This is a genomic window from Candidatus Liberimonas magnetica (assembly GCA_020523885.1).
Taxonomy (GTDB): Bacteria; Elusimicrobiota; Endomicrobiia; order Endomicrobiales; family JAFGIL01; genus Liberimonas; species Liberimonas magnetica.
This window is the reverse complement of record JAJAPY010000010.1, coordinates 22,025-45,500: the sequence shown is the minus strand read 5'-3', so window position 1 is coordinate 45,500 and position 23,476 is coordinate 22,025. Positions and strand designations below refer to the sequence as shown.

The following is a 23,476-nucleotide window of genomic DNA, read 5'->3' as shown; positions in this document are numbered from 1 at the left end:
TTCAGCAGGCCCTATTTAATTTTTTTTAACAAGGTTTTTTGATAGCCCTGTATTTCACCCAACCTTTCAGAACATACCCATACCCTGTCTTTACTTATAGCTATCCCGCTTAAATTATACCCTTTCTGTTCATACCCGACCGGCAAATATTCTCCTTCAACAGCTAAACCTTTACTTATATCATGGCAATATATCTTATTTGTTTTTGAATCCAGGCTCCAGAGCTTTTCTCCGTCAAAGTAAAGGCCGCTGGGGCTGGAGCCGGGGCTTTTATATGTCTCTTCTACAGTTAATTTATCATCCAGCCTGTGCCTGTAAATCTGAGCCAGCGCACTGTCGCAGGACCACAAAACCTCTCTGTCACCGGCCAACCCGCTTGGGGCTGCATTCGGTGCCTGATAGGAACCTATTATGGACAAAGCTTCATCCATGTTATGCTTGTATATCTTTTTATTCCAGGGATCGGCTGACCATAAATACCCGCCGGCCCAGGCCAGTGTTGTAAAATGCTTTTCCGGAAAATGAAAAATCTTAATAAGCTTAAAATCATTGTTAACACTATGTTTATATATGCTCTGACCAAACCAGTCGCATACCCAGATATTCTGGCCGTCAAAGGTTATGTTTGTCGGCTGCGGGTACGGCGTATTAAAATGTAGGACAACATTCAAACTTTTATTTACATAGTAATTATTCAAATAATACCCTGATAAACAAAGAAGGATTAAACCCGACATAACTGCCAGCTTTGAAAGATAATCCCTCTTTGGCTGTATCTTTTCCCAGTATTCCGGCCAGGCAATACTTTTGGAAACTGTCTGGTTAAGCAGAGTTATAATCTCTTCCGTTATATAAGGCGGTAAAATAACCTCAAACCCTTTTGCTAAAAGTTTTTTGTGAAGCTTTGCGTTAACAGTGCCAAAAATTATTACAGGTATAAACGACCATTTATTTTTTATTTTATAGGCATATTTTAAAAACTTTATGGATACGAGCACAGCTTGAGGCTTGATCCTGGATATGTCATTTTTAATAGCCTTTATGTCCAACACTTTCGTTCTGATCTTCTGGCTGGCGGATAGCTTGTTAAAAAAACCCAATTCATCTTCCGGCAGAATAAGTCCCAATGTATAAAGTTCATTATACTGGAACTTCATATCCAGATTCGTCATAAACAGTCCAGTTTCATTCTCAAGCCTCTGCACTGAGTCCTTGACAGGCCCTATGAGGTCGCCGGACAGCCTCTTTGTAGATATCCCGTGCAAGAGCCCCAAGAGAGGACCGAGATATGCGTAAAAATTTGAAACAAACTGCTGAGCCCTTAGTTTTAAGGATTCCTGTAATTGCTTTTTTTCTTCCGTATTCTGCAGCTTGGCCTTTGAAAGTTCTTCTTTTAACAGGCAATTTTCGCTTACTGCGGTATCTTTTAACCTAGCAAGCTCTATTGTATAGTCATCCATCTTTTTTATCTTCTCTTCATAAGCTCCGCTTTTTGTCCTTAGTTCAGACATCCTTTCCCCAAGATCTTTCTCAAGTTCAGCGACCCTGGCTCTTAAAACATCTACTTGGCCCGTATAAGACCTTGTCTTATCTTCGTGAGCTTCTTTTAATTTACTCAAATATTCGTCTGTCTTATCCCTGTCCTTCAACTGCTGCTCTTTTTCCTCACCAATTTTTGCATTCAGCTCTGACACTTTGGAAAGAAGGAAATGGTTTTCATTTTCTTTTTCCTTCATTTTTTCTTCCCATAAAACCCTGTTTTTCTCAAGCATCAGTTCTGTCTCTCTTACTTTGAACCTCTCTTCCCACCGGCGGGCATCTTCTTCGATCTTCTTTTCTACTTCTCTTAAGTGCTCGTTATACTTCTCTATCTGCAATTTTTGCTCTTTAAGCTTTTCTTCGAGGATCTTTTTTTCTTCTTCATTTACGTTAAGCCTTTTTTGCCAGATAGCACTGTCTTCTTCCTGCCTCCTTTTCCAGTAATCATTTGACCCGGGGAAATTAAATTGACGCGTCCATTCATCTCCGTGGGAAGAAAGTTCCTGTTTTAATTTGGCAAGTTCATTGTCAAGGTCATTAAATTCATCCATTTTCATCCTCCAAGAGTGACCCGCAACCCGGTACCAGTAACCCGGAGGTTTTTCGGGTCACAGGTTACGGGTTACAGCTTATACATTTCTTTATTGCGGTATTACCAAAACTTGTCCCTGTTTAAGAGAGCCTTTTTCAATGTGGTCTTTGTTTGCCTCATAGATCTTTATCCAGTCCGATTCTTTCCCGTAATATTTTTTTGCTATCATCGGCAAAGTCTCACCTGAAAGCACCGTATGGCTTTTAAAAACCGATACTTTATCTTTTTCTTTATTTATTGCCTTTGGTTTTCCGATCTTCTCAGGCTGCGGTTCAACAGCAATGGCAGGAGCCCCAGGAGCTGAAGGAACCTCACTAACTGCATTTTCTTTCTGGGCCGGCAATGTTTCAATTGTGTTATCTATCTGCCCTGTTGCGGGCGGAGCCAATTTTTCTAACTCCAATTTAATATTATTTTGCTCAACAATACCAAGCTCTTTACCTGGTTCTTCAACCTGAAACTGGAAAGGCCCAAGCGGGCCTGCGATATAAAAAGGAGAAGTATACAATTCAGGAGGCTTTATAAGTTCCCCCAGGCTGCTAATACATGCCATAGGACTCCAAAAACAGGCCTTCTTTGTTTGCTGGGCTAGGGGTTCCTTAACTTGCTTTTGTGACAGCATACCCTGTAATTTATCTTTGAATGCCTTCTTTATTTCTTCCCCTGTTTGTTTTTTTTCTTTTCTTGGCTGCGCAGCGTTTTCCTCAGGCTTAAGAAACCTGACGTTAAAGCTCAGGAAATGCACTCCTGAAGTATTTTCAATCCCTTTTAACGGATAGTCGAATGAATAATCAAGAGAGAATTGATTGAAATTCGCCCCTGCGCCGACTGCCAGCTTTCCAAATTCGTTATCACCCCACCCGAACCCGAAACGCAGGGCAAAGCTGTTGTTTAAAAAAACCTTCTCTATCCCCATTAGATTTTTCATAGTATTGTCCTGCTTCACGTTTTCATAAATCACCTTAAACATATTTTCTTTATAAGCCGCACCGATCCTTTCGACAGCCGGTGATTTTATTTTTTCATCCAACCCTATATTAGCGCCAAGAAGGCCCTGTTTGCTGTACCCGAAACTCAAAAACGGCAGCGGCTGGATAAATAAACCGATATCCAGGTCATAGTCGCTGACCGTATTTTTACTCTTTAAGACCGGGTCTATTAATGTATAACTATCGCTGCCGTATTTTATGCTTAGATTTTTATAAGCGAGCCCTACTGATGAAAATCCGTTAAGTTTGTATGCCAAGGCGGATGTTATCGTGCTCTCGTCATAGACATTTTGCAGGCTTATAGTTTTATAGCCTAGCCCAAAGGAAAGTTTTTTTGATAAAGGCATCCCTAAAGATAAGACCGGGCTTGTTATCTGGCTTCCGTCATCCAGTCCCCAATAAACATGCCCGTAACTTAAAGAAAACTCGGGGTTCTTTAGGTTTGCAAGCCCTGCCGGCTGAATGAAGACAGACTGGCTGTCATCTGCGACCGCAACAAAGGCACCTGCCATAGAATTTATACGTGCGCTATATAAATCATCCTTGAAGGCAGCATTTACATCAATTGCAAATTGCAAATTGCAAATTGCAAAATTCACTATTAAGATAATTAATAACTTCCATTTATTATTCATTTTACCTTGCCACAACAACCGTGCCGTTAGAGACCTTTGTCCCGCATTTGACTTGATATAAATATATCCCGGGAGATACCCTGTCTCCGTGTTCATCTTTCCCATCCCAGATGAACCAGGCATCAGTTAAAGAGCTGAAGCCTGCAACATGGGCTCCGCTCAAGTCATAAATAGCGGCACTTACAGAATTTGATGTAGGATTTTCAAAAGTACAGTTGAAGGCATCATTTATGCCGTCGTTATTTGGAGTGATTATCTTCGGCCAGAGGTTTAATATACGAAATTCTGTGCTTCCGAACACCTTGCGGAGCTGATAGCTGCCCATATAGGGTGTTTTGACGATTATATCGCCGTTATCCGGCGTTCCTCCGATATACGCCCAGTTAACTCCGTTATGCCAGAATACACCGGCATAGCTTGACCCGAGAGTTACCGCCCTGCCTAAAGCTGCCTGAAAACTCCCTTTCCTGAACCTTAAGATAAATGGTTCGGTAAGCGTATAGTTAATTACTTCCTTGTTTTGCCCGACAGTCCTTACTATATATGAACCCAGGACATTACTATCCTGGTTATCCTGCCTTATTACTTCAATGGTCATCGTAGACGGCAATAATTCAGTCGAATAAGAAACCATTACGCTTTGATCAGACGGGGATGCAATAGACAGGTTTGTTTCTCCGGCACTTCTTAAAGATGAATTATCGCTTTCCACATCTAAAATATTGTAAGACCTTATTAAATAGTAAACGACATCCCCGCTTGTCTTTGTGTCAACCCAGGAAAGGACATTGGAACTTACGCTTGTTGTTTCGGAAACGTTATAAATATCATCTAAACTATTTGACCTATAAATTTTATAACCTTTTAAGTTTGTTATAGGAGAATTATCCGCATTTTTATTTACCGCATCCCAGCTAAGCGTAACCCTGGTTTTTGTAACATCAAGGCTTGCCTTAAAATTTTGCGGAACAAAGGGCTTTATCCTGCCCAGGGTAGTGAAGTGCCAGGTTTGCGTTTGTGTAATATCATTGCTGTTCCCGCTTGCTCCTAGGGCATAAACACGCCAATAATAGGTTGTGCCGAACAGCAGGTTATTAGCAAACCTGAAATAGTCTGAAGTTTGCCTGTCTAAAACGGTCTTTAGGGCAAAACTCTGGCTGGTTGAATACCAGAGCGTATAAGCTACCGAACTCTTGAGGTCAGGATCTGTCGTTTTTTGCCATTGCAAATAAGTAGTCACACCGCTTAAGTGCGTACCGTCCGGCGGGTAAAGGAGGTTAAATGAAAGCGGCGGGTAATTAATATTGTTTACACGGAAACTCCAGACTTTATCAGACTGTATCGTGTTATTTCCTCTTACATCAGTAGCGTTTACGTACCAATAATACGTAGTATGGTCGGTTAAAGCAGTCAAACCATAATAAGGCACGCTAATCCCGCCGGAAGATTTTACCAAACTGAAATTTAGATCGGTCGAATAATACACAGTATAGGTAACAGGGTCATTTTCAGGGTCATTTGCATTTTTCCATTTTAACGAGACATTAGTTGATTTTATGACACCGGAAGAAGAGGTGTAATCAAATTCATAAGGCGCCTTATTAGATATGTTAAAGCTCCTTGTCTGGCTGTTCGTCTGGCCGCTTACCTTAGAAATTGCTTTGGCCATCCAGTAGTATGTTACAGCTTCTGTAAGAGCGCTGACCTGGATAGTATAGGTCGAAACTTTAAGCCCTGATACTATGCCCGGATTGTTTAAACTTGAACAAGTCGAGTAGTATAACGAATAACTGTCTACGTAATCAAACGGGTCAGGGTCAGTAGTGGTTTCCCAGCTAAACAGGATTTCGCCTGTAGTTACACGCTCCCCGTTGCTCGGAGATAACAAATTAAAATTATTTGGCGGTTGTAAATCGGCATTTATTATTATATCCCATATACCAGAAGTTGTAACTCCGGAATGGTTATCCCGGGCTTCTACTTTCCAGTAATAAGTGCTGTTTTCATCAAGAGCTGTACCGGGAGTAAAAGAAGGCTGGACCAGCCCTTGCGATGAAGCTGAAAGAGTAAAATCAATTAGTTTAGAATAATAAAAATTATAGGTTACAGGGTCGCCATTCGGGTCTGTTGCCGCCTGCCAGATAAATTTCGGGGTCCTCTTATTGGCCATCCCTGAAGAAGTTAAAAGGCTAAAAGAATTGGGAGCGTTGTTTATTATAGTTACCTGCCATACGCCGGAAGTCCTGACTCCCGAATGGTTGTCCCTGGCTTCTACTTTCCAGTAATATGTGCTGTTTGGATCAAGAGCTGCAGGTGTAAAAGAAGTTGCGGTCAAGCCCTGGGATGAAGCTGAAATGCCAAAATCAATCAGTTTAGAGTAATAAAAATTATATGTTACAGGGTCACCGTTCGGGTCTGCTGCCGCCTGCCAGGTAAATTTCGGCGTCCTGGTATTAACTACCCCTGAAGAAGTTAAAAGATTAAAAGGATTGGGAGGGTTGTTTACGATAGTTACCTGCCAGGTAGTCGAAGGTGTAACTCCAGAATGGTTGTCCCTGGCTTCTACTTTCCAGTAATATGTGCTGTTTGTATCAAGATCAGTAGCAGGGGTAAACGAAGGCTGGGTCAGCCCCTGGGATGAAGCTGAAATGCTGAAATCAATCAGTTTAGAGTAATAAAAACTATAGGTTACTGGATCGCCATTTTGGTCCATTGCCGCCTGCCAGGTAAAAATAGGGGTTCTGGTATTAACTACTCCTGAGGATGTATAAAGATTAAAAGAATACGGCGGATTATTTGTGGCATTTACATAAAACGCCCAAATAGGACTTTGATTACTAGATAGCTGGCTATCCGTTACCTGGACTTTCCACCAATATGTTGAATCTTCATTGAGCGGGCCTGTTCTATACTGGCCGGTTGTCAAATTTGGAAAGGATTGATAGTTTAAAACAATATTCGGATCGGATGACGAGTAAACGACCCTGTACGTTAATGTGTCGCCAGGGTCAGGGTCTATTGCCGGCACCCACTTCAAAGTAGGAGTGGTCGTAGCGATTATAAGATTATTGCCTGGAGAGTCCAGGATAAAAGAATTTGGCTGTTGATTAGAATTATTTATCCTTACGGTCCAGGTAGAGTTACTTACCCTGTATTTGCCTTTTGAGTCAACAGCCTGGACCTTCCAGTAATATGTGGCGTTTTCTATTAAATTGACCGAAGGTTGGGGCCCGGACGAGTTAGTAGCCAGGTTTGCAACCCGGGTCGTTATCCTGAGGTTGAAATCGCTTGCTGTAGAATAAAACAGGGTGTATTTTACTGAGTCAACAGGGTCCGGGTCGGTAGTAAAATTCCACTGGAATGTAGGTTTGCCGTTTTCTATAGTGCCGTTAGGGCTTGTTAAATTAAAGGGGTTCGGCGCCTCGTTAGTGGCATTAACCACAAAACGTATGTCGTCCTGAAAAACATAACCTGATGAATACAAGCCTTCGGAATCTTTAGCTTTTACTCTCCACCAGTATGTTGTATTTTCATTTAAAGGAGGAGTAACTGCCCAGGAATTGCTGGGTATGTCGTCTTTTGTTATCTTTTCTGCAAAAGCTATCGAAGTAGACAGCTCAACATAATAGGCTACAGTGTCGAAGTAACTTAAATCATCGTTTCCCGCAGTCGACGCTCCCCAGGTAAGTTGCGGTGTCGCTGTATTAGTGGTAGTAGCGTTTAGCAGGTTATGGCCGCCGACCATCCCCGGTGCTGTATTAAAAGGAACCGCCAGGACATCCATACAACTTATACCGGACCAGCCGACAATATCCGTTGATTTATTAGTAGTAAAGACATTACCGGTTGATGACTTAATAGCAAAAAAATAGCTTTGATTGTTCGTCAAACCCGTAACCGTATGATATACTGTCAAGCCGCCTGTGATATTATTTGTAGAGAGCATTATTACGTAAGGGTACGTTTTTATAGTGGAATTATTTGCCCACTTGAATTCGGTATTGATCTGGTTGAATGTCGAAAGCCTCAATTCATAATGGGAAGGAGTTGAGCTTGAAGGAGTATCGTACGGAGTAGTCCAGGTAAGTTTTACATGTTTAAATCCTGTACCTATGCTTTTTAGGCCTGTCAAAGGTTCCGGGGCAGACCAAAGCGCCGAAGTTAAAAAAAAAGAACTCAATAGTAATAGTACAAATTTTTTATTATTCATTATGGTGTTAAACCCGCCGCACAAAACACCCTATTTGCCAAAACTGCGATGGAGAGGCTCAATTAAATAAATCCGGGAGTGGCAGCGGGGCAGTTCCTACCTAGTGTCTTGCGTCATAAATAGCTTTACGTTTGAACATTCATAGGTTTGTCATTGCGAGCGACCGAAGGGAGCGCGGCAATCTTGATGTTAAAACTGAGCTTGCTTCGTCACTTTGTTCCTCGCAATGACAATCAAATGTAAAGATCTGTCAGTGCCAGCACACTAGCGGATTCCATTTTTGCCCGTATTTAAATTTATTAACGGGCTGGCTAACCAATTATAGAGTTTTGCAAACACGGATTTTTTATTTTCGTGCACTTTGAACTGTTGTTTTATCACATTTTCCAGATTGATTTTCCGTATCTCGTCTATCAACTTTATCCGCTCATTTTCCAAATTCTTTACTCTTGAAAACAACAAGGTGATTTCCTTGTCGTTTTCATTTAGTTTGTTTTTTACAGTTTCATTTTTTTCGCAGTATTCTTTTTCCTTTTTTTGATATTTTTCAATTTCCGACCTGAAAAACCGGTTTTCATCTGATAAAACCGTATTGTTCTTATTTTGTTCGTTATACATGCTTTCAAGCATATATTTATCTTTTTCCAGCTTTGTGACCTTTCTGGACACGTTCGCAATGAAAACAGTAAGGTTCTCTTCTTTATTTTGGATCTTTTCTTTCTGAATTTCTATTTGGCTTTCATAGTCTTTGAGTTTTGCCTTGAGTGAATCTAATTCTATGGATTGGCTTCTGGCCAGAATTTCGAGCTTTTCTTTTTCTTGCCTGGCTTCCAGTTCAAGGCGCTGGTGGACTATAACGTTAAAAGCATCTTTTTTATTTTGAATAACTTCCGCTGCAGGCTCTTTGTCCATACTCATGCAGGGCTCTTGAGCCGGACTGGGCATGAAAGCTGTCCTGCCGACATTAGCATTTCCGCTCAGCCCTGAGCTTGAGCCTGTCGCAATGACAGTTCGATACGGGCCAGATATAGACCTTTTGACGATGTTTCGCGTAAAATGGTTTTCCAGAGCAGTCAGTTCTATTTCCAGCCTGTCCTTTAGTTTAATGAATTTATCATACATTTTAATTTCCCCTTTTTTGAACTAAACTTAGTTTTTATCCTTTATTTTTATTTCAATTACGGGTTCATTTAAACTTTCCCATATTTTCATCAATATGGATTTGGTTTCATTTTCAGACAGGCCTTTTTCCTTATATTCATCTATTAGCTGTTTGATGGCGGCAACGCTGATGGTATCGCTGTTTTTTTCAGGTCTAGAGCTGTCGGTTTCAATAATATTTATTTTTTTTATAATCTTCTCTACATCTTCGTTCTTTTTCTGCATTGCAAGCTCAAGTTCCGAATACTTTCCGTTTAATTCTTCAATACGCTTCCTTAAGGCCCCTTCTTCGATCCTTGAGTTATTAAGCTCCCTGACCAATTGGTCCCTTTCCAGGATCCATTTCTCGTTCCCTTCACGGATTTTATATTCGGTCTGCTCTTCGAGCTTTGCCAGTATGTCTCCCTTTAGGGGATTCTCTGAAGGCGGCTTGTTCTGCAGGCTTTCATACTGCCTTTTTAAAGCAAGGACCTCGTTTTCTTTCTGTGCCAGCTTATTTTCCAGGGTATTTCTCTCGTCTTTCAGGTCATTTTCTATCATCTCTATTTCGTCTTTCATAGAGGCTTTCAATTTTTCGATCTCACCTGCAAGATTTTTTTGAACCTCATCTTTTAATTTTAAAATATCTTCGTTTTCTTCCCTAAGGCTCTGGTTAGCTTCATCTAATTCTTTTATCTTCCTTTCTTTCAGTTTCAGGATTTTATCATTTTCATCCATAAGGCGTTTATTAGCGTCATATAATTCTTCTATCCTTGCACGGGCTTCTTCCTTAATTTTCAAAAGGTTTTCTTCTTTTTGTTTTACCGATTCCCGGAGCTGTAGCAGCTCATCATCATGCATGTTCATGTTTCTTTCAAGCCCGAATATCTTTTCCTGGAACATTGCGATTTCCTGCTTATGAAGGGCTTCTTTTTGCTGTTTTTCAATGTCAAAGATCTTCTCTTTGAACTGTGATTCTTCCCTGACCTTATCCATTTCTTTCTGCTTATGCTCTAATTCTTTTTCCAGGAGTTTCAATTCAGATTCCATATCCTTTTTTACGGCATCCGAAGTTTTCTGTTCCTCTTGGAACTTTTGCCTGACAGCTTTCATCTGTTCTTCTTTCATCTGGAATATATCATTCTTTTCGCCCAGAAGTTCTTCTATCCTGGCTTCTTTTTCTTTCATATTTAGAAGCCAATTGTTTTTCTCTGCCTGGAACTCATTGTCCTTTATTGCCCTGGTACGGTTTTTATTTTCGATCTCCGACTTAAGTTCATTCATCCTGTTTTCAAGTTCAGCCGCCCTGTTAAGGCTTTTTGCAGCCTCTATAGTTAAGGCATTCTCCCTTTTAACAAATTCTGCAGCTTTTCTTTCATTTTCCTTGATAGCTTCGACTAAATATAGTTTCTCGTTTTTGAACTCATTTTCTTTTATTTCGGCAACATGGTTCTTATTGTCAATTTCCGACTTAAGTTCATTTATCCTGCTTTCAAGTTCCGTTACCCTCTCAGCGTTCTTTGCAGCTGCAATATTCAGGTCGTTCTCTCTTTTAACGAATTCTTCGGTCTTTCTTTCATTTTCCTTAATCACTTCATTTAAAAAGCTTTTCTCGTTTTTCAGCTCATTTATCCTGCTTTCCAATTCTGCTATTTTGTTCTGGTTCTTTATGGCAGTTATATTGGATTCGTTCTCCTTTTTTACATATTCCGCGGACTTTTTCTCGCTGTCCTTTAAAGCTTCCGTTAAATAAAGCTTTTCATTTTTAAATTCTGATTCTTTTTGAGCCATTAAATCCATGAATTCTTTTTCCTGGATTGAAAGAAGTTCCTTTGCTCTTGAGATCTCATCTGTGTAACTATGCGCCTTATTCTGCAGTTCCTGGATACATTCGCTGTTTTTTGCGATAACCACTTCCAAGCTGTTCTCTTTTACTATATGCCCTGCTATATCCTCATCTTTTGCCTGCAATGTCTCTGCCCAGACGGTACGTTCTTTTTTTAACTCTTCTTCTTTCTTTTCCACCTGCCTTGCGTTGTCCTCTTCTTTCGCCTGCAGTTTCTCAGCCCAGACGGTACGTTCCTTTTTCAGCTCTTCTTCTTTCTTTTCCGCCTGCCTTGCGTTGTCATCTTCTTTCGCCTGCAGTTTCTCGGCCCAGACGGTACGTTCCTTTTTTAACTCTTCTTCTTTCTTTTCTATCTGCCTTGCGTTATCCGCATCTTTCGCCTGCAGCTTCTCAGCCCATTTGGCTTGTTCGTCTTTAAGCTGGGCGTCTTTTTTATCCAGGGTATTTATAAAACTCTGCTCGCTATTCTTCAGCCTTTCTTCCATTTGCCTTAACGAAGAAAGGTTATCGGATTCTTTCCTTTCCCAATAGCTTTTAAGTTCGTTTTCGCGGTTCCTCATCCTTTCTTCATATTGCTTTACAATGGACCCTATTTCAACGGTTTTCTTATCTATTTCAAACTTTAGTTCCATCTCCCTTTTTTCAAAAGTCTTTTTTAACAAATTAACTTCTTCTTCTTTTGCCTTTATATTTGATTGATTTTGCTGTATATTCTTCTCTGCGTGTTCCTTGAACATTAGCATTTCTTTCAGCAGTTTTTCCTGTTCGGATTTCGCTCTTGTTTGGTATAAGGCAAACTGGGTTTTCATTAAAAAGGATTCTTTGTCTTTTACTTCTACCTGGGATAATAACGTATTCTTCTCGGCGCGCATTTTCTCCAGGACCTGCATGAACTGGTCATTTTTTTCTTTAGTCTGGCGCACCTGTGAAACAAGCATCGCCTGCTGGGCCTTTATAGATAAAAACTCCTTATCCCTGGCTTCCAGTTTTTGAATAAGGTTATTTTTTTCCTCCTGGCGTATATCCGTTATATCACCGAGTTCTCTCTTAAGGGATTCCCTTTCATTCTCAAGATAAGTTATCTTTTTGTCATAGTTATCCTGCTCGGATTTAAGAGAGGTTTCCATATCTTTTTTTAACTGCCCTATTTCCTGTTCTTTATTCTTTAAAGTCTGCGCCCAGTTCAGTTTTTCTTCATGCCACCTTCTTTCCAGTTCTTTCATCCTTAATTCGAACTGATGCTCGATTTCTCTTTCGTTGCCTTCTCTCTGGGAAAGCTGTGTTCTTAAAGTTTCGACCCAGGTCTGGCGTTCCTGAGCGAGGCGCTGTTCCAGTTCTTTGGTGTGGCCTTCGGTTTTTAAAAGCGATTCCTGGAGCTCCTGCTCCCTTTTTTCCCTGCGAAGGCGGTCTTGTATATCTTTTAGGGATTCTTCTACTTTAGAAGCAAGGGCCTCTTCTTCTTTTGCCTTAACCGTCTGTATAAGGAGTTTTTCTCTTTCTTCCTGCAGCTGGTTCCTTAGTTCCGACATCTGGGATTCCAGCTGCCTGCGGACTTCTTCCACTTCGTTTATGGCCTGCCTGCTGGAGCCCTGAGGAATGTCGGCTTTAGGCGCTTCGTTCTTTTTTGGAAGGGCGGGTTTTGAGCCCGGTAAAGCCGGTTTTTGAAAAGGCGGCGACTTTGGAACTGCAGCCGGGCGTTCCTGTTTGTTTACATCCACGATCGGTTTCGGCGGCTGTTTTCCGGGCAAAAGCGGCGGAGTAAACGGTGGTTTGTTTATTTGATTTTTGTCTTCGGCCATGATTATTCCTCCAAGAGAATTAATTAATTTCTATTTTTTATGGATTTTATCCAGTTCGTCAGTTCTTCGTTTTCCGGTTCAAGCAAAAGGGCTTTTTGAGCCGTATTTAGAGCTTCTTCCTTCTGCCCGAGGTTCCAATAGCATAAGGCCAGATATTTATAGGCTCCTGAAAAATCCGGCTCTGCCTTTATTATATTTTCCAGGTTATCTTTTGCTTCCGCATATTTCTCGCTGTTAAAGTATTCTATGCAGGCTTCAAATAATTTACCTATTTCATCTGCTTTGTTGATGCTCTGACTGCTGGTATGTTTTTTGAATACCCTCTTAAATTCTTCCGATTTAAATTTTAACTCAGTAATTATTTCCTGTGTAAAGGAGCGTTCCACGACCAGGTCGTTTTCTTTAGCGGTCATTTGAACAGCCAGGTTCTCTATCTGTTTTTCCTTAGCCATTATTAATTCGTTCATCTTTTTACTTTCCTGTTCCAGCTCGCTTTCAAGTTTTCCTATATCTTTCATTAAACCGGCATAACCTTCGTTTAAGGCCCTATTCCTGTTTTCCTGTTTTTCTTTCCATTGTTTTTCTTTGGTTTCAATTTCTTTTAATATCGAGTTCAGCTGTTCCTGCAGGGTGTCTATCCTGTCTTTTTTCTCTGGTATTTTTTTATTATAATCGTCCTGTATCGCAGTCAAGCTGTATTCAAGCTCTTTAATAATTCTTTTGACTTCTTCCTCTCTTTTATTGATTTCGTTCTGCCTTCTTTCTTCGCGCATCGTCAACCGGACTTTTAAAGTTTCAATTTCTTCTTCTTTTAAACGCAGCTTGGACAGCCAGTCTTCTTTTTCTTCTGCCATCCTGTGTTCCAAAGCCATGAGCTCTTCTTTCAATTTCTGCTGCACCTTTCTATGCTCGCGCTCCATTTTCTGCTGGTCTGACTGTATCATAGTGTCTTTTAAAGAAGCTTCTAACTTCATTTTATCTACTTCTCTTTCCAAGGCTTTTATCTTGTCGTCAGAAACAATAGTTTCCTTCTTTATGCGCTCCTGCCAGGCCTCAACTTCCTTTAACAAATGATCATGCTGGGCAGTTAATCCGGCTTCAAACTGTTTCCACTGGTTTAATTTATCCTGCTCGGTTATTCTGGCTTCTTCGTTTATTCTTGTTGCTATTTTGGATTTTTCTTCGATAAGGGCATTATATTCTTTCTCAAAGCTGCTTAATTTAAGGCTGCTTTCTTTTATCCTGTTCTCAAGGGAGAGTTTTTCGTCTTCCCAGGCAGCCAGGCGTTTTTCTTCATTAGTTTTTGACCTAAGTTCCCAGAACTCCAGGTTTGATTTTAAAACCGACAAATCTTTTTCTTTTAAAGTTATGGCTTCTTCATAGTTCTTTTGCATGCTGGCGAGCTGTTCGGTCAGGCCCATAACCTGCGATGAGAGCCCCGTGTTCGTCTGTTCCCAGGCCACTTTCTTATGCGATATTTCATCTTCCAGTTTTTTCAGTCTTATGTCGTATTGTGTCCTTAACTGCTCTATCTCGGCTTCTTTTTCCTGCAGCCTTTTTCCGTAGATCTCTTCCTCTTCTTTTGACCTTTTTGCCAGGTTTTCTATCTCATCGCTAATACCTGCCTTTTCGGCTGAAAACTCTTTTTCTTTTATCTGCCAGCTCTGCTCCCAGGCTTTCTCCTTCTGGGACAACTCCGACTGCAAAGCCAGGATCTCTTTCTCTTTCTGCCTGAGCTGTTCCTGAGATATTGTTTTCGTGTTTTTCAGGCTTTCAAGGAGTTCGTTTTTCTGTTTTTCCAGGTTTACTTTTTGTTCAAAATATATTTTTTCTTCACTAATAAGCTCTTCTTTCTTATCCTTGTTCTTCTTCTCAAGCTCCTGCCTTAACTCCATATATTTCTTATTAAGGTCATCCTGCTCGATTTTAAATTTGGCTTTTAGGCTTTCTATTCCTTCCCTTAGCTTTAAAATCCTTTCCTCAGACCTCTTTTGATAATTTTCAATATCTTTTTCGGCTTTTTCCTGCTCCCGGGCGTAAAACACCGACCTGTCGCTTATCTGTTTTTCCAGGTTTGAAATTTCATCGCTTTTTGTTTTAAGGATCTGCGGGTGGCTGTTCTGGATACTGCTTATTTCTAATTCCAGGCCCCGCATATCATCCTGCAATTTGCTTACCTGGTTCCTTGACCTGTTTATTTCATCTTCTTTCTGCTTTTTAAACTGCTCCAGCTGTTCCAGGCTGTATTTTTCTATGGCTTTAAAATCATTTTCCTGGCTTTCCAGCATATCCTTATGTTCTGCTTCAATCCTGGCCTGCTCCAGTTTTAAATTGCTTATTTCTTTTTCATAATCCTGTTTGGCTTTATCTACCTTTTCATTCCAAGCGGCGTGCATTACGGCGTAATCCGCTTCAAGCTCATCTTGTTTCTTCTTTAAACCGGTGATTTTCTTTTCAAGCGCGGCCAGGTCGATTTCAGCGCTTTGTTGTTCCACAGTCAGCTGGTTTTTAAGATATTTGTACTTCTCCAGCAGGGGCTCTATTTCTGCCGAAAGCTTTTCGTCCAGGCCTTTTCTTTCCGCTTCAAATGTTTTTTCATCATTCTTTATTTTTTCCTGAACCTGCAGCAGCCTGGTTTCCTGCAGCCTTATTTTACCGGTGTATTCTTCTTTTGATTTTTCTATATTGGCCTTCAGTACACTTATTTCCTTATCTTTTGTTTCATTGATCTGATTTAATTCTTTTTCCCACAGGGAAAGGTCCTTGTTGGTTTTAGAAACAATACTGCCTAATTTGTTTTCTTCTTCCTCAAGCTTGTTGTTTTTCAAGCTCAAGTCTTTATTGACCGTCTTTCTCAGTTCTTCCAGCTCAAGGTTCAGCTTTTCTACCAGGCCGTTAAGTTCGGTTTTCTTAAGCACATACTTTTCTTTTAAATTGTTTGTTTCACTTATGTACTTTGACTTGCTTTCTATCAGGTTTTGCTGCAGTTCTATCTCTTCTTTTTCCAGCCTGTCTATCATCTCTCTTGAGATATTATTCGCATCATCCCTGTTAAGATGCATTTCGTCGATCTTTTTATTGTACTCGCTTTTTGTCTGGGCTATTTTTTCATGCCACAAAACCTGCATAGCTTCGTAATCTTTTGTTTTTAGTTCCTGACTCTGCCTCAAAGAAGCTATCTTGCTGTCTATGGCCGCTACCTCTTTTTCATAGGCTTTTTTCTCTTTTAGAAGAGCTCCTTCCAGTTCCTTCCTTTTGAGCAAAAGGGCCTGGGTTTCATGGTTCAGATCTTGTTCTAATTTGTTTTTCTCACCGTTGATCCGCGTTTCGTTGGTTTTTACGGATTCAAAAAGCTTGTTTATTTCATCTTCTTTTTCCTTTATTCTCTGGTTATATTCTTTCTTTGCATTTTCTAAATTAGCCCGTAAACCCGCCAGCTCCTCATCGCCCTTGGCTATTATGAGTTTTAATTCGTTTTCTTTTTGCAGCACTTCATTTTTAGCTTTGTTCTCAAACTCTTTGACCCTTATTTCCTCATTTTCAAGTTCCTTTATTTTATTGGAAAGCTTCAGTTCCATATTCTTTTTTACGTCCCTTCTTTCTATCTCAAGCCTTTTGATATTGCTTTCCATCTCTTCTCTGCGGGTCTTATATTCACGGGAAATCCTGGCTCTTTCATTTGCTATCCTCTCTTCTATGGTCTCTACTTGTTTCTTTAGAGCTGCTTCCTGCGCTTTTAATTTCTCTAATTTCTCCGTTGCGTTCTGGGATTGCGCCTGGATCAAACTGCGTACTCCGGCTATTTTATTCCTTAAAGCCCCTTCCTGTGAGCTGACTCTGCTGCTGTGGGCATCGAGCTGCTTTTTTAATTTTTCTTCCTGCCTAAAATAACTGTTCTGGAGCATTACTTTCTGTGTTTCTTTAAGAGCTATCTGCTTTTGGAATTCTTCTGATGCAGCGGAAATATCGGCCTCAAAGTTTTTTGTTTTTAGCGTAAAAGGCTCAAGTTCCAGGCTGAATTTATATTCAAAATCAGCCAGGTCTCTTTTTATCTTTGATTCTTTGGACACAACATCGTTCTTATAATTTTCGACCTCTTTTTCCTTATTCTTCAGCAATTCTTCCCAGTGCAGCTTTTCTTTATTAAAGCTTTCCTCAAGGCTGAGGAGCTCGTTCTCAAGGACCACCTTTTTGTTTTTAAGGTCTTCTATATTCTGCCTTTCATTATTTATTATGTTATTTTTCTTTAACGCCCATTGTTCGGTGTACTGGTTGATCTCAAGGTCTTTGCCTTTTAACTCGTTCTCCCAGGCAGCTCTTTCGGTATTAAGCTTATTCTCAAGTTCTTTCAGGCGCTCAATAAGAGCTTCTTTTTCTTCCTTTGTCTTTGACTCTTTATCTAACCATTCATCCTGAAGTTCCTTGAGCTTAATCTCGGACTGTATTTTCAGGATCTTCAATTCTTCGTCTTTTTGGAATATTTTTACTTTCCAGTTTTCTTTTTCCTGTTCTATCCTCTGGCCTATATCCTTCAGTTTGCGGCCTGCCTGGCTTTCTTCTTCTTTTAGTTCTTTAAACCTCTGTTCTCTTTCGGCCTTTTCCTGGCTTTCCTTCAGGACAAGCTCTGCTTTTAAGCCCTTAAACTCTTCTTCCCTTGCCTTTAATAGCTCCTGCCAGCGGCTCTTTTCTTCTTCAATGCTTTTTTCTATGACCACGATCCTGTCGCTGATCCTATTATTCATACTGCTTATTTCTTTTTCCTGCTTTTCTGCCTCCAGGGCAATAGCCGTAAGGTGCTCTTCAAGGGCGATCTTAAGCGTGAACAGTTCTTCTTCCTTGTTCTTGTAAGTATCGGTCCATTCCTTCCTTAGTTTTTCCAGCTTTTCTTCCATTTCTTTTGTCTGGCCCTGCCAGGTCAGCTGCAGGTCGCGCTTTTTTGCCTTTGCTTTTTCATCCTCGGACTTTATCTGTATCTCTTTTAAGGATATCTGCGTTTTAAGGTTAATGATTTCTTCTTCTTTGCTTTTTACCTTGTCTATCCATAGATTTTTTTCTTCTATCAACTGCCTTTCTATGGCTTTATACTTTTGTTTGGTACTTTCAAGCGACGACTGCAGGTCCCGGATATTCTTTTCCGCTTCAAGTTTTTTCTGCGTTTCAAGAAAAACGGACTGGTGCTTTATTTCTTCCAGTTCCTTGTCTTTCTGGTTTATTTTTTCTGTCCAGGTCTTAACTTCTTCGCTGATGCTTTTTTCCAGTTCGGCCAGGTCTTTCTGTATATGCTGGTGCAGTATATTTAGGTCGCCCTCTCTTTTTTTCCTTTCCTGTTCAACTTTATAAACGAGCATATCAAGCTGGGATTTAAGGGATACCTGGTCTTCTTCTTTCTGTTTTATCCTCTGGTACCACAGCTCTCTTTCATTGGCTATCTTTTGCTCGATTATTTTTATCTGGTCCTGGGCTTTCTGATAGAGACTCGTGAATTGTTCCTCATTAAAAGGGGCGCTGTCAGGCAGTTTTCCAGCCTTTTCCGCATCCGTTTTTAATTCATTATTTTTGTTCTGTACGTCTTTTTTCCTGAAATCCATCTATCCTCTCCAGTAAAGTTAGCTCCCGATGGTCGCTAACTTAAATGCAAAATGAAAATTGTAAAATGCAAAATTGTTGTATCCCGCTTTGCGGGATTAATTTAAATAAGTCCGCCATAGCGGACACTTTAATTTTGATTTTTTCATTTTGCATTTTGCAATATATTTTTAACTGCTCAATACTTTCTTTTGCTCTGCAAGCCACTGCCTCAAAGATTCGTCAGCCGGGTTAATTTCGAGAGCTCGTTCAAAAGCAGCAAGGGCCTCCTGATTACGCCCTAAGGAGTAATAACAATTGCCTAAATATTGAAAGACTTGTGCATTCATAGGGTCCAGCTGGCTGCAGTATTCAAAATAACCTACTGCATTCTGATAATCGCCCGAATCATAAAACCCGGCCCCTGCGTTAAAATACTCGTTAAAGTCACCGCTCGTGCCCGGTTCCACGTATCCCGGGATTATGTCCTGGATGCCTTCCAGGGCCCCGCTTTTAGGCCTTTCTCTTATGAATATTTTCGTGTCTCTCTCCAGTTGTTTTACGGTATCGATTATCTTTTTTCTTTCTTCTTCGATCTCTTCTTTGGTCAAAGGCCTGCCGTATTCCATTTCCTCTTTCAATACGGCCGCTGCGTTAACCGACATATTTGCAAAGAATTTATTCATGATATCGGCAGGCGCGTCCCTCAGGGCTTTTGCCAGGCTTTCGGATTTAAGTTCCCTTATTATAGTCTGCATAGCCAGGTCCGGGAATGACGGGATATCTTCAAATACTATGACGTATTTTTTGACCCTTTCATAAAGTTCGGGTTTCTCGTTTTTTAGATAATCAAGGATATTTTCTTTTGTGACAATATCGACTTCATCCAAAACCTTCAAAAGATGGTCAAGCCCGCCTACTAAAAAGTCTATCTTGTCTTTTATGTCGTTATCTACAGATAAAACTTTTTGCTGAGTCATCTGGCGTATCGTTGCCATCTCTACGGCGACCTGTGCCTGGAGTTCAGGGCTTAAGCCATTCAACATAAGCCTTACGTATTCTGGTTTGAGGTAGCTTATGACAAGGGCTATTACTTCAGGAGATTCTTTTCTGATAATGTACAACAACCTTTTCAGGTTTTCTTCGGTAATATATTTAAAAGGGATATACTTCTTTTCTTCTCCTTCCAAGGACTCAAGCCCTCCCAACCCTCCTACGCCGCCGCCTTTACCGTCTTTACCTTCGCCTTCTTCGCCTTCCGGGCCGCCTGCAAAAGTGGAATCTACCGTTACTTCCGTGCCTCCTTTTTCTCTCAGGGTCTTTACCAGAGAACGGAAGAAGCTGGATAAAGGCCCGAAAAGAAAAAACAGGATGAGCAAGGCAACTACAGAAGGGATAAGGATGTACGGGTCCAGAGCTTTTTCAAAGAAACCCCTGGTAAACTTCGTTTTCTTAAAGTCGACCCTGTCGCCGCGGGCCGGGGTTATTTTAAGGATACTGCTTATCGCATCTTTTACCGTATCCAGCTTCTCCTGGGGTATCTGCTCATCATGGAGCACGGTCACTACCTGTTTTTTTATGACTGTTTTTGCTGAAATAGTGGTTTTTTCTGCATGACCTGCTTCGTCTTTTGATTCGGCCGGGGGCGCTTCGTTGGTAACGGATTTAGGGTTAGGGATGCCAGGCAATAGATATTCCATGTCTCCGAGCCTTTTTTTCTTTTCATTCTTCTGCTCATTTGCCGTCTGTTTTGTGATCTGCGTTTCAATGCCTAGCTCAATATCGATTATAACAACAGCCCTTCCGGGGCCTAGTATCTTGTCAAGGATAGAACTCTGCAGGTAATCAGATTTTTCTTTTTCGTATTTTATCTCCTGGTCCATAAGGTTCATCTGATCTGTATCTGTTCTTTCTACAGCGGACGATACTTTGGCAATTGGCATTAGGCATATTATAAAAGCAAATAACAGTATAGCTGGAGCCCTTTGCCTGATGATTGATGGATTAATCTTTTTCATGGTATTCCTCATTACTTTTATATTAACTACAAAAAAAAGCATGTATTCATTGAAATTTCAACAAATTCCATGCAGAATATTTTTTAATTTATTATTTTCATTTATTGAAGTATTACTCGTATTCATTCTCATCAGCCGAATCTTTTTACCCCGTTTAGAAATCTTTAATTATAGTATTGTAAAACTGATGTTTACGTTTTACAACATATTTTGCCCCGAGATTTCTAACGGGGACTGCTCTTTAAACTTTTATAATATATCATTCCTTGTTTTTTCTATTCCCGTTAGAAACGTTACGGCACGCTCCGGTATTCCGGTATGCTTTTAGGGTCTGTTCCTAACGGGTTATTTTAGTTGGTTCAGGAACTCCGGCACTATTTTGTTCGTAGGGTCGAGTTCCAGGACTTTCATCCATATTTCTTTTGCCTTATCCGGCTGGTCCATCATAAAGAACGCCGAACCCATCATTTCCAGGGCCGTGATATTTTCGGGTTCCAGGTTAAGTATGTCCTGGCACTTGATCAGCGCTTCATCATATTTACCTTCGATTATGGCCTGTCTTGAATCATAGATCTTCTGGTCTATAATAGTAAAACCTACGACCTCTTCTTTATGTGCATCGGTCAATTTTTGCCCAAGCTGCTGCTCTATCCTGTTTAGCAAGGCCAAGACTTTCACATTGCTCGGGTTCTTATAATAAGCATAACGCAGGGCATTTATAGCCGTTTTATTATCGCCTTCCATATACCCTGAAACCGCTTTTCTTATAGCACTTACTTCTTCGTTCTCTCCCGTTGCCTCCTTCACATACCCTGTTATCAATTGTATCTTATTAAATGATTTCTGAACTTCTTTATTTGTCGGGTCAATTTCCAGAGATGCTTCAAGCCTTTCGTGCGCAAGCATGAAGTTTCCCTGCCTGTAAGCTTCTATGCCTTCCTGCAAATAACGGTTCACTAAACTATCCCTGTCTTTCCTGACCGAAGGACCGAACCTCCAGGAACCGGACAACCTCTGCGAAAAACCGAGGTCATGCAAAGCAAAGGCATAATCGATGCTGTAATCTTTATATTTAACCCCGAAACCTGCCGTCGTTTCCCTTAGCCCGCTTTCTCCCTGAAAACCCAGCCTGAGCGCTACAAAATTGATAGCCCAGTATTCAGTTCCAATGTGCCAGCCCATATTCGTATTCATATTTTTGTCCAGGTCAAGGGCGACCATGAGTTTGTCCCGTAAGAATTTCTGGCTGGCGCCTATCTTCAGGATCAAAGGCAATACGTCATCCGTATCCCCGAGTTTTGTGCTGATCAGGTTCTGGATCCCGAAACCAAGTTTCAGGTCCTTTAAAGTATTGCTCATTCCATCAACAAAAAGAGTTGTGTCAAACGTTGCAAAACCGCTTACTGAAGTATCAAGCGTGTGGGTTATGTATTTACCGGAAACGCCTATAGACGTGTTTTCTTTTATTTTTTTACCGTAAGCAAAGGTCAAGGCCGTGCTCACGTCTTCGAAAGTCCCAAGGTTCTCAATATTGATTATATCCGTCTGGGCCGGGTTAAATGTTACCGCCACCTTTTCAAAACCGCCTGAAGAAAGACGTGTCACATTCGCTCCAAAAACACCCATTTTAGGCGTCGGATGGACGTAAGATATAAAATCATAAGAAGTATCCGCAAAAAGAGTTACATGCAGGGCCATAAGTTCTTTCCTGTCGATCTGGGTAAGGCCTGCAGGGTTCCAATAAGTAGCAGAGGCATCGTCACTTACCGCGAAAAAGGCGCTCCCCATACCCAAAGACCTTCCGCCCGCTCCCCAGGAAAGGAACTGGCCCGGCTGGCCGCCCGTAGCAGCAGCGTAAACCAGTGAACAGTGACCAGTAACCAGTAACCAGTTAACAACAAAGACAAACATTAATATCCTTATTGGGTTTCTGACTATTAGATTGGTTATAGTTAATGTGGTTTTCATTTTCTTTTCTCTCAGTTTCCCTGTCACTTAGTCACGGGTCACTGGTTACTGCTCTCTGCCGTTAGTGAATTACTCCGATTTTTCTTATAGAAAGCACTTTATTTGAACTGGTTAAGACCTCAACGACACAGACATACCCGCCTTTTGCCACTTTCTGTCCTGCTTCGTTTGTGCCGTCCCAGACCAGCTTGTTAGCGCCCGTGCCGCTGTTTTCGATAGGGTATTCTTTTACTAAATTACCCAACAGGTCATAAATTAACATCCTGCCCCTTCCTTCTTTGGAAAAAGAATAGACAATGGTCGTAAATCCATTCCTGGAATCAAAAGGGTTCGGATAGTTGCTGACAGTTAACCCTAAAGAGTTTCCGTTCCCCTGACCAAAAGAAACCGTACCGGCACCCAGGTATATAAACGCGGCTGCCAGCCCCAGGATCAATTTTAATATGATATTTAGTTTAATTTTAAACATTTTGGCACCTCTTTAAAATAGAAAAACCGAACTGTCTCCACGGACAATTCGGTTACCTTTGATATACTGTTGTAATAATATAAATATTATATATTATTATTCAGTCACTTAGGGCTTGTATCAAATAACAGGATACAAGTGACTATATCTTCGGTAACCCGGCTACCGTAAAACAGTTACCAGTTACCAATGACCAGTGACCAAACTACATATTCTATGGTCACTGGTTACTGTTTACTGGTCACTGTATAGTAGGCCCGTGGCTTTGCGTCCCCAGGTTTCCCTGGGTTTGCCACCCCGACTTTTACATCAGGGTAACCGCTCGTTAAGCGGTTTTTGTCGGATCTTGCTTCATTAAAAGAACTTTAAGTCTCGCATCGCCTTTTTTCCGGTAGTCGCGGCTTTAAAAATCAAAAACTACCGTCCGCCCTGGGCGGATCCGGTAGCTAAAGATAGGGGGACACTTATTTAGTGTAAAAAATTATTCTGTCTTTCTTCTGCTTCGGCAACCCGGCTGGCTTGGATAGCCCCCTATCTTTAGCTCCGTGGCTTTGCGTCCCCAGGTTTCCCTGGGTTTGCCGTTTATCGTCGAAAAAACATATAACTTTTTTCTTCCACTATTAGTATAACCGATACCCTTTGATTTGTCAAGGGCTTTTTTACTTAAATTCAAATTGCAAATTGAAAAATGCAAAATTGTGGTATC

The 23,476-nt window shown here is 40.9% G+C and carries 9 protein-coding genes and 2 riboswitches; all 9 genes read right to left on the bottom strand.

Annotated features, from left to right (window positions below; all coding sequences use genetic code 11):
- Positions 1–11 precede the first annotated feature (11 nt).
- Complete coding sequence (locus LHV68_08880; GenBank protein ID MCB4791988.1) at positions 12–2,090, bottom strand: hypothetical protein; 2,079 nt, start codon at positions 2,088–2,090, stop codon at positions 12–14.
- A gap of 90 nt (positions 2,091–2,180) precedes the next feature.
- The gene (locus LHV68_08875) at positions 2,181–3,755 is read right to left on the bottom strand and encodes a LysM peptidoglycan-binding domain-containing protein (GenBank protein MCB4791987.1); all 1,575 of its coding nucleotides are present in this window, start codon (positions 3,753–3,755) and stop codon (positions 2,181–2,183) included.
- 1 nt (position 3,756) lies between these two features.
- Positions 3,757–7,965: a gliding motility-associated C-terminal domain-containing protein gene (locus tag LHV68_08870; GenBank protein ID MCB4791986.1), complete on the bottom strand. Its 4,209-nt coding sequence runs from the start codon at positions 7,963–7,965 to the stop codon at positions 3,757–3,759.
- A 264-nt stretch (positions 7,966–8,229) separates the two neighbouring features.
- Positions 8,230–9,087: a hypothetical protein gene (locus LHV68_08865; GenBank protein ID MCB4791985.1), complete on the bottom strand. Its 858-nt coding sequence runs from the start codon at positions 9,085–9,087 to the stop codon at positions 8,230–8,232.
- A 27-nt stretch (positions 9,088–9,114) separates the two neighbouring features.
- Positions 9,115–12,750 carry a hypothetical protein gene (locus tag LHV68_08860; protein MCB4791984.1) on the bottom strand — a complete coding sequence of 1,212 codons (3,636 nt, stop codon included), beginning with the start codon at positions 12,748–12,750 and terminating at the stop codon, positions 9,115–9,117.
- Between the two features lie 23 nt (positions 12,751–12,773).
- On the bottom strand, positions 12,774–18,338 hold the full coding sequence (locus tag LHV68_08855; protein ID MCB4791983.1) for a tetratricopeptide repeat protein: 5,565 nt from the start codon (positions 18,336–18,338) through the stop codon (positions 12,774–12,776).
- A gap of 168 nt (positions 18,339–18,506) precedes the next feature.
- The gene (locus tag LHV68_08850; GenBank protein MCB4791982.1) at positions 18,507–20,333 is read right to left on the bottom strand and encodes a tetratricopeptide repeat protein; all 1,827 of its coding nucleotides are present in this window, start codon (positions 20,331–20,333) and stop codon (positions 18,507–18,509) included.
- A 345-nt stretch (positions 20,334–20,678) separates the two neighbouring features.
- Positions 20,679–22,301, bottom strand: a complete 1,623-nt coding sequence (locus tag LHV68_08845) for a PorV/PorQ family protein (GenBank protein ID MCB4791981.1) — start codon at positions 22,299–22,301, stop codon at positions 20,679–20,681.
- A gap of 61 nt (positions 22,302–22,362) precedes the next feature.
- Positions 22,363–22,770: a hypothetical protein gene (locus LHV68_08840; GenBank protein MCB4791980.1), complete on the bottom strand. Its 408-nt coding sequence runs from the start codon at positions 22,768–22,770 to the stop codon at positions 22,363–22,365.
- Between the two features lie 149 nt (positions 22,771–22,919).
- Positions 22,920–23,074, bottom strand: a riboswitch (cyclic di-GMP riboswitch).
- Between the two features lie 197 nt (positions 23,075–23,271).
- Positions 23,272–23,360: riboswitch (cyclic di-GMP riboswitch) on the bottom strand.
- Positions 23,361–23,476 lie beyond the last annotated feature (116 nt).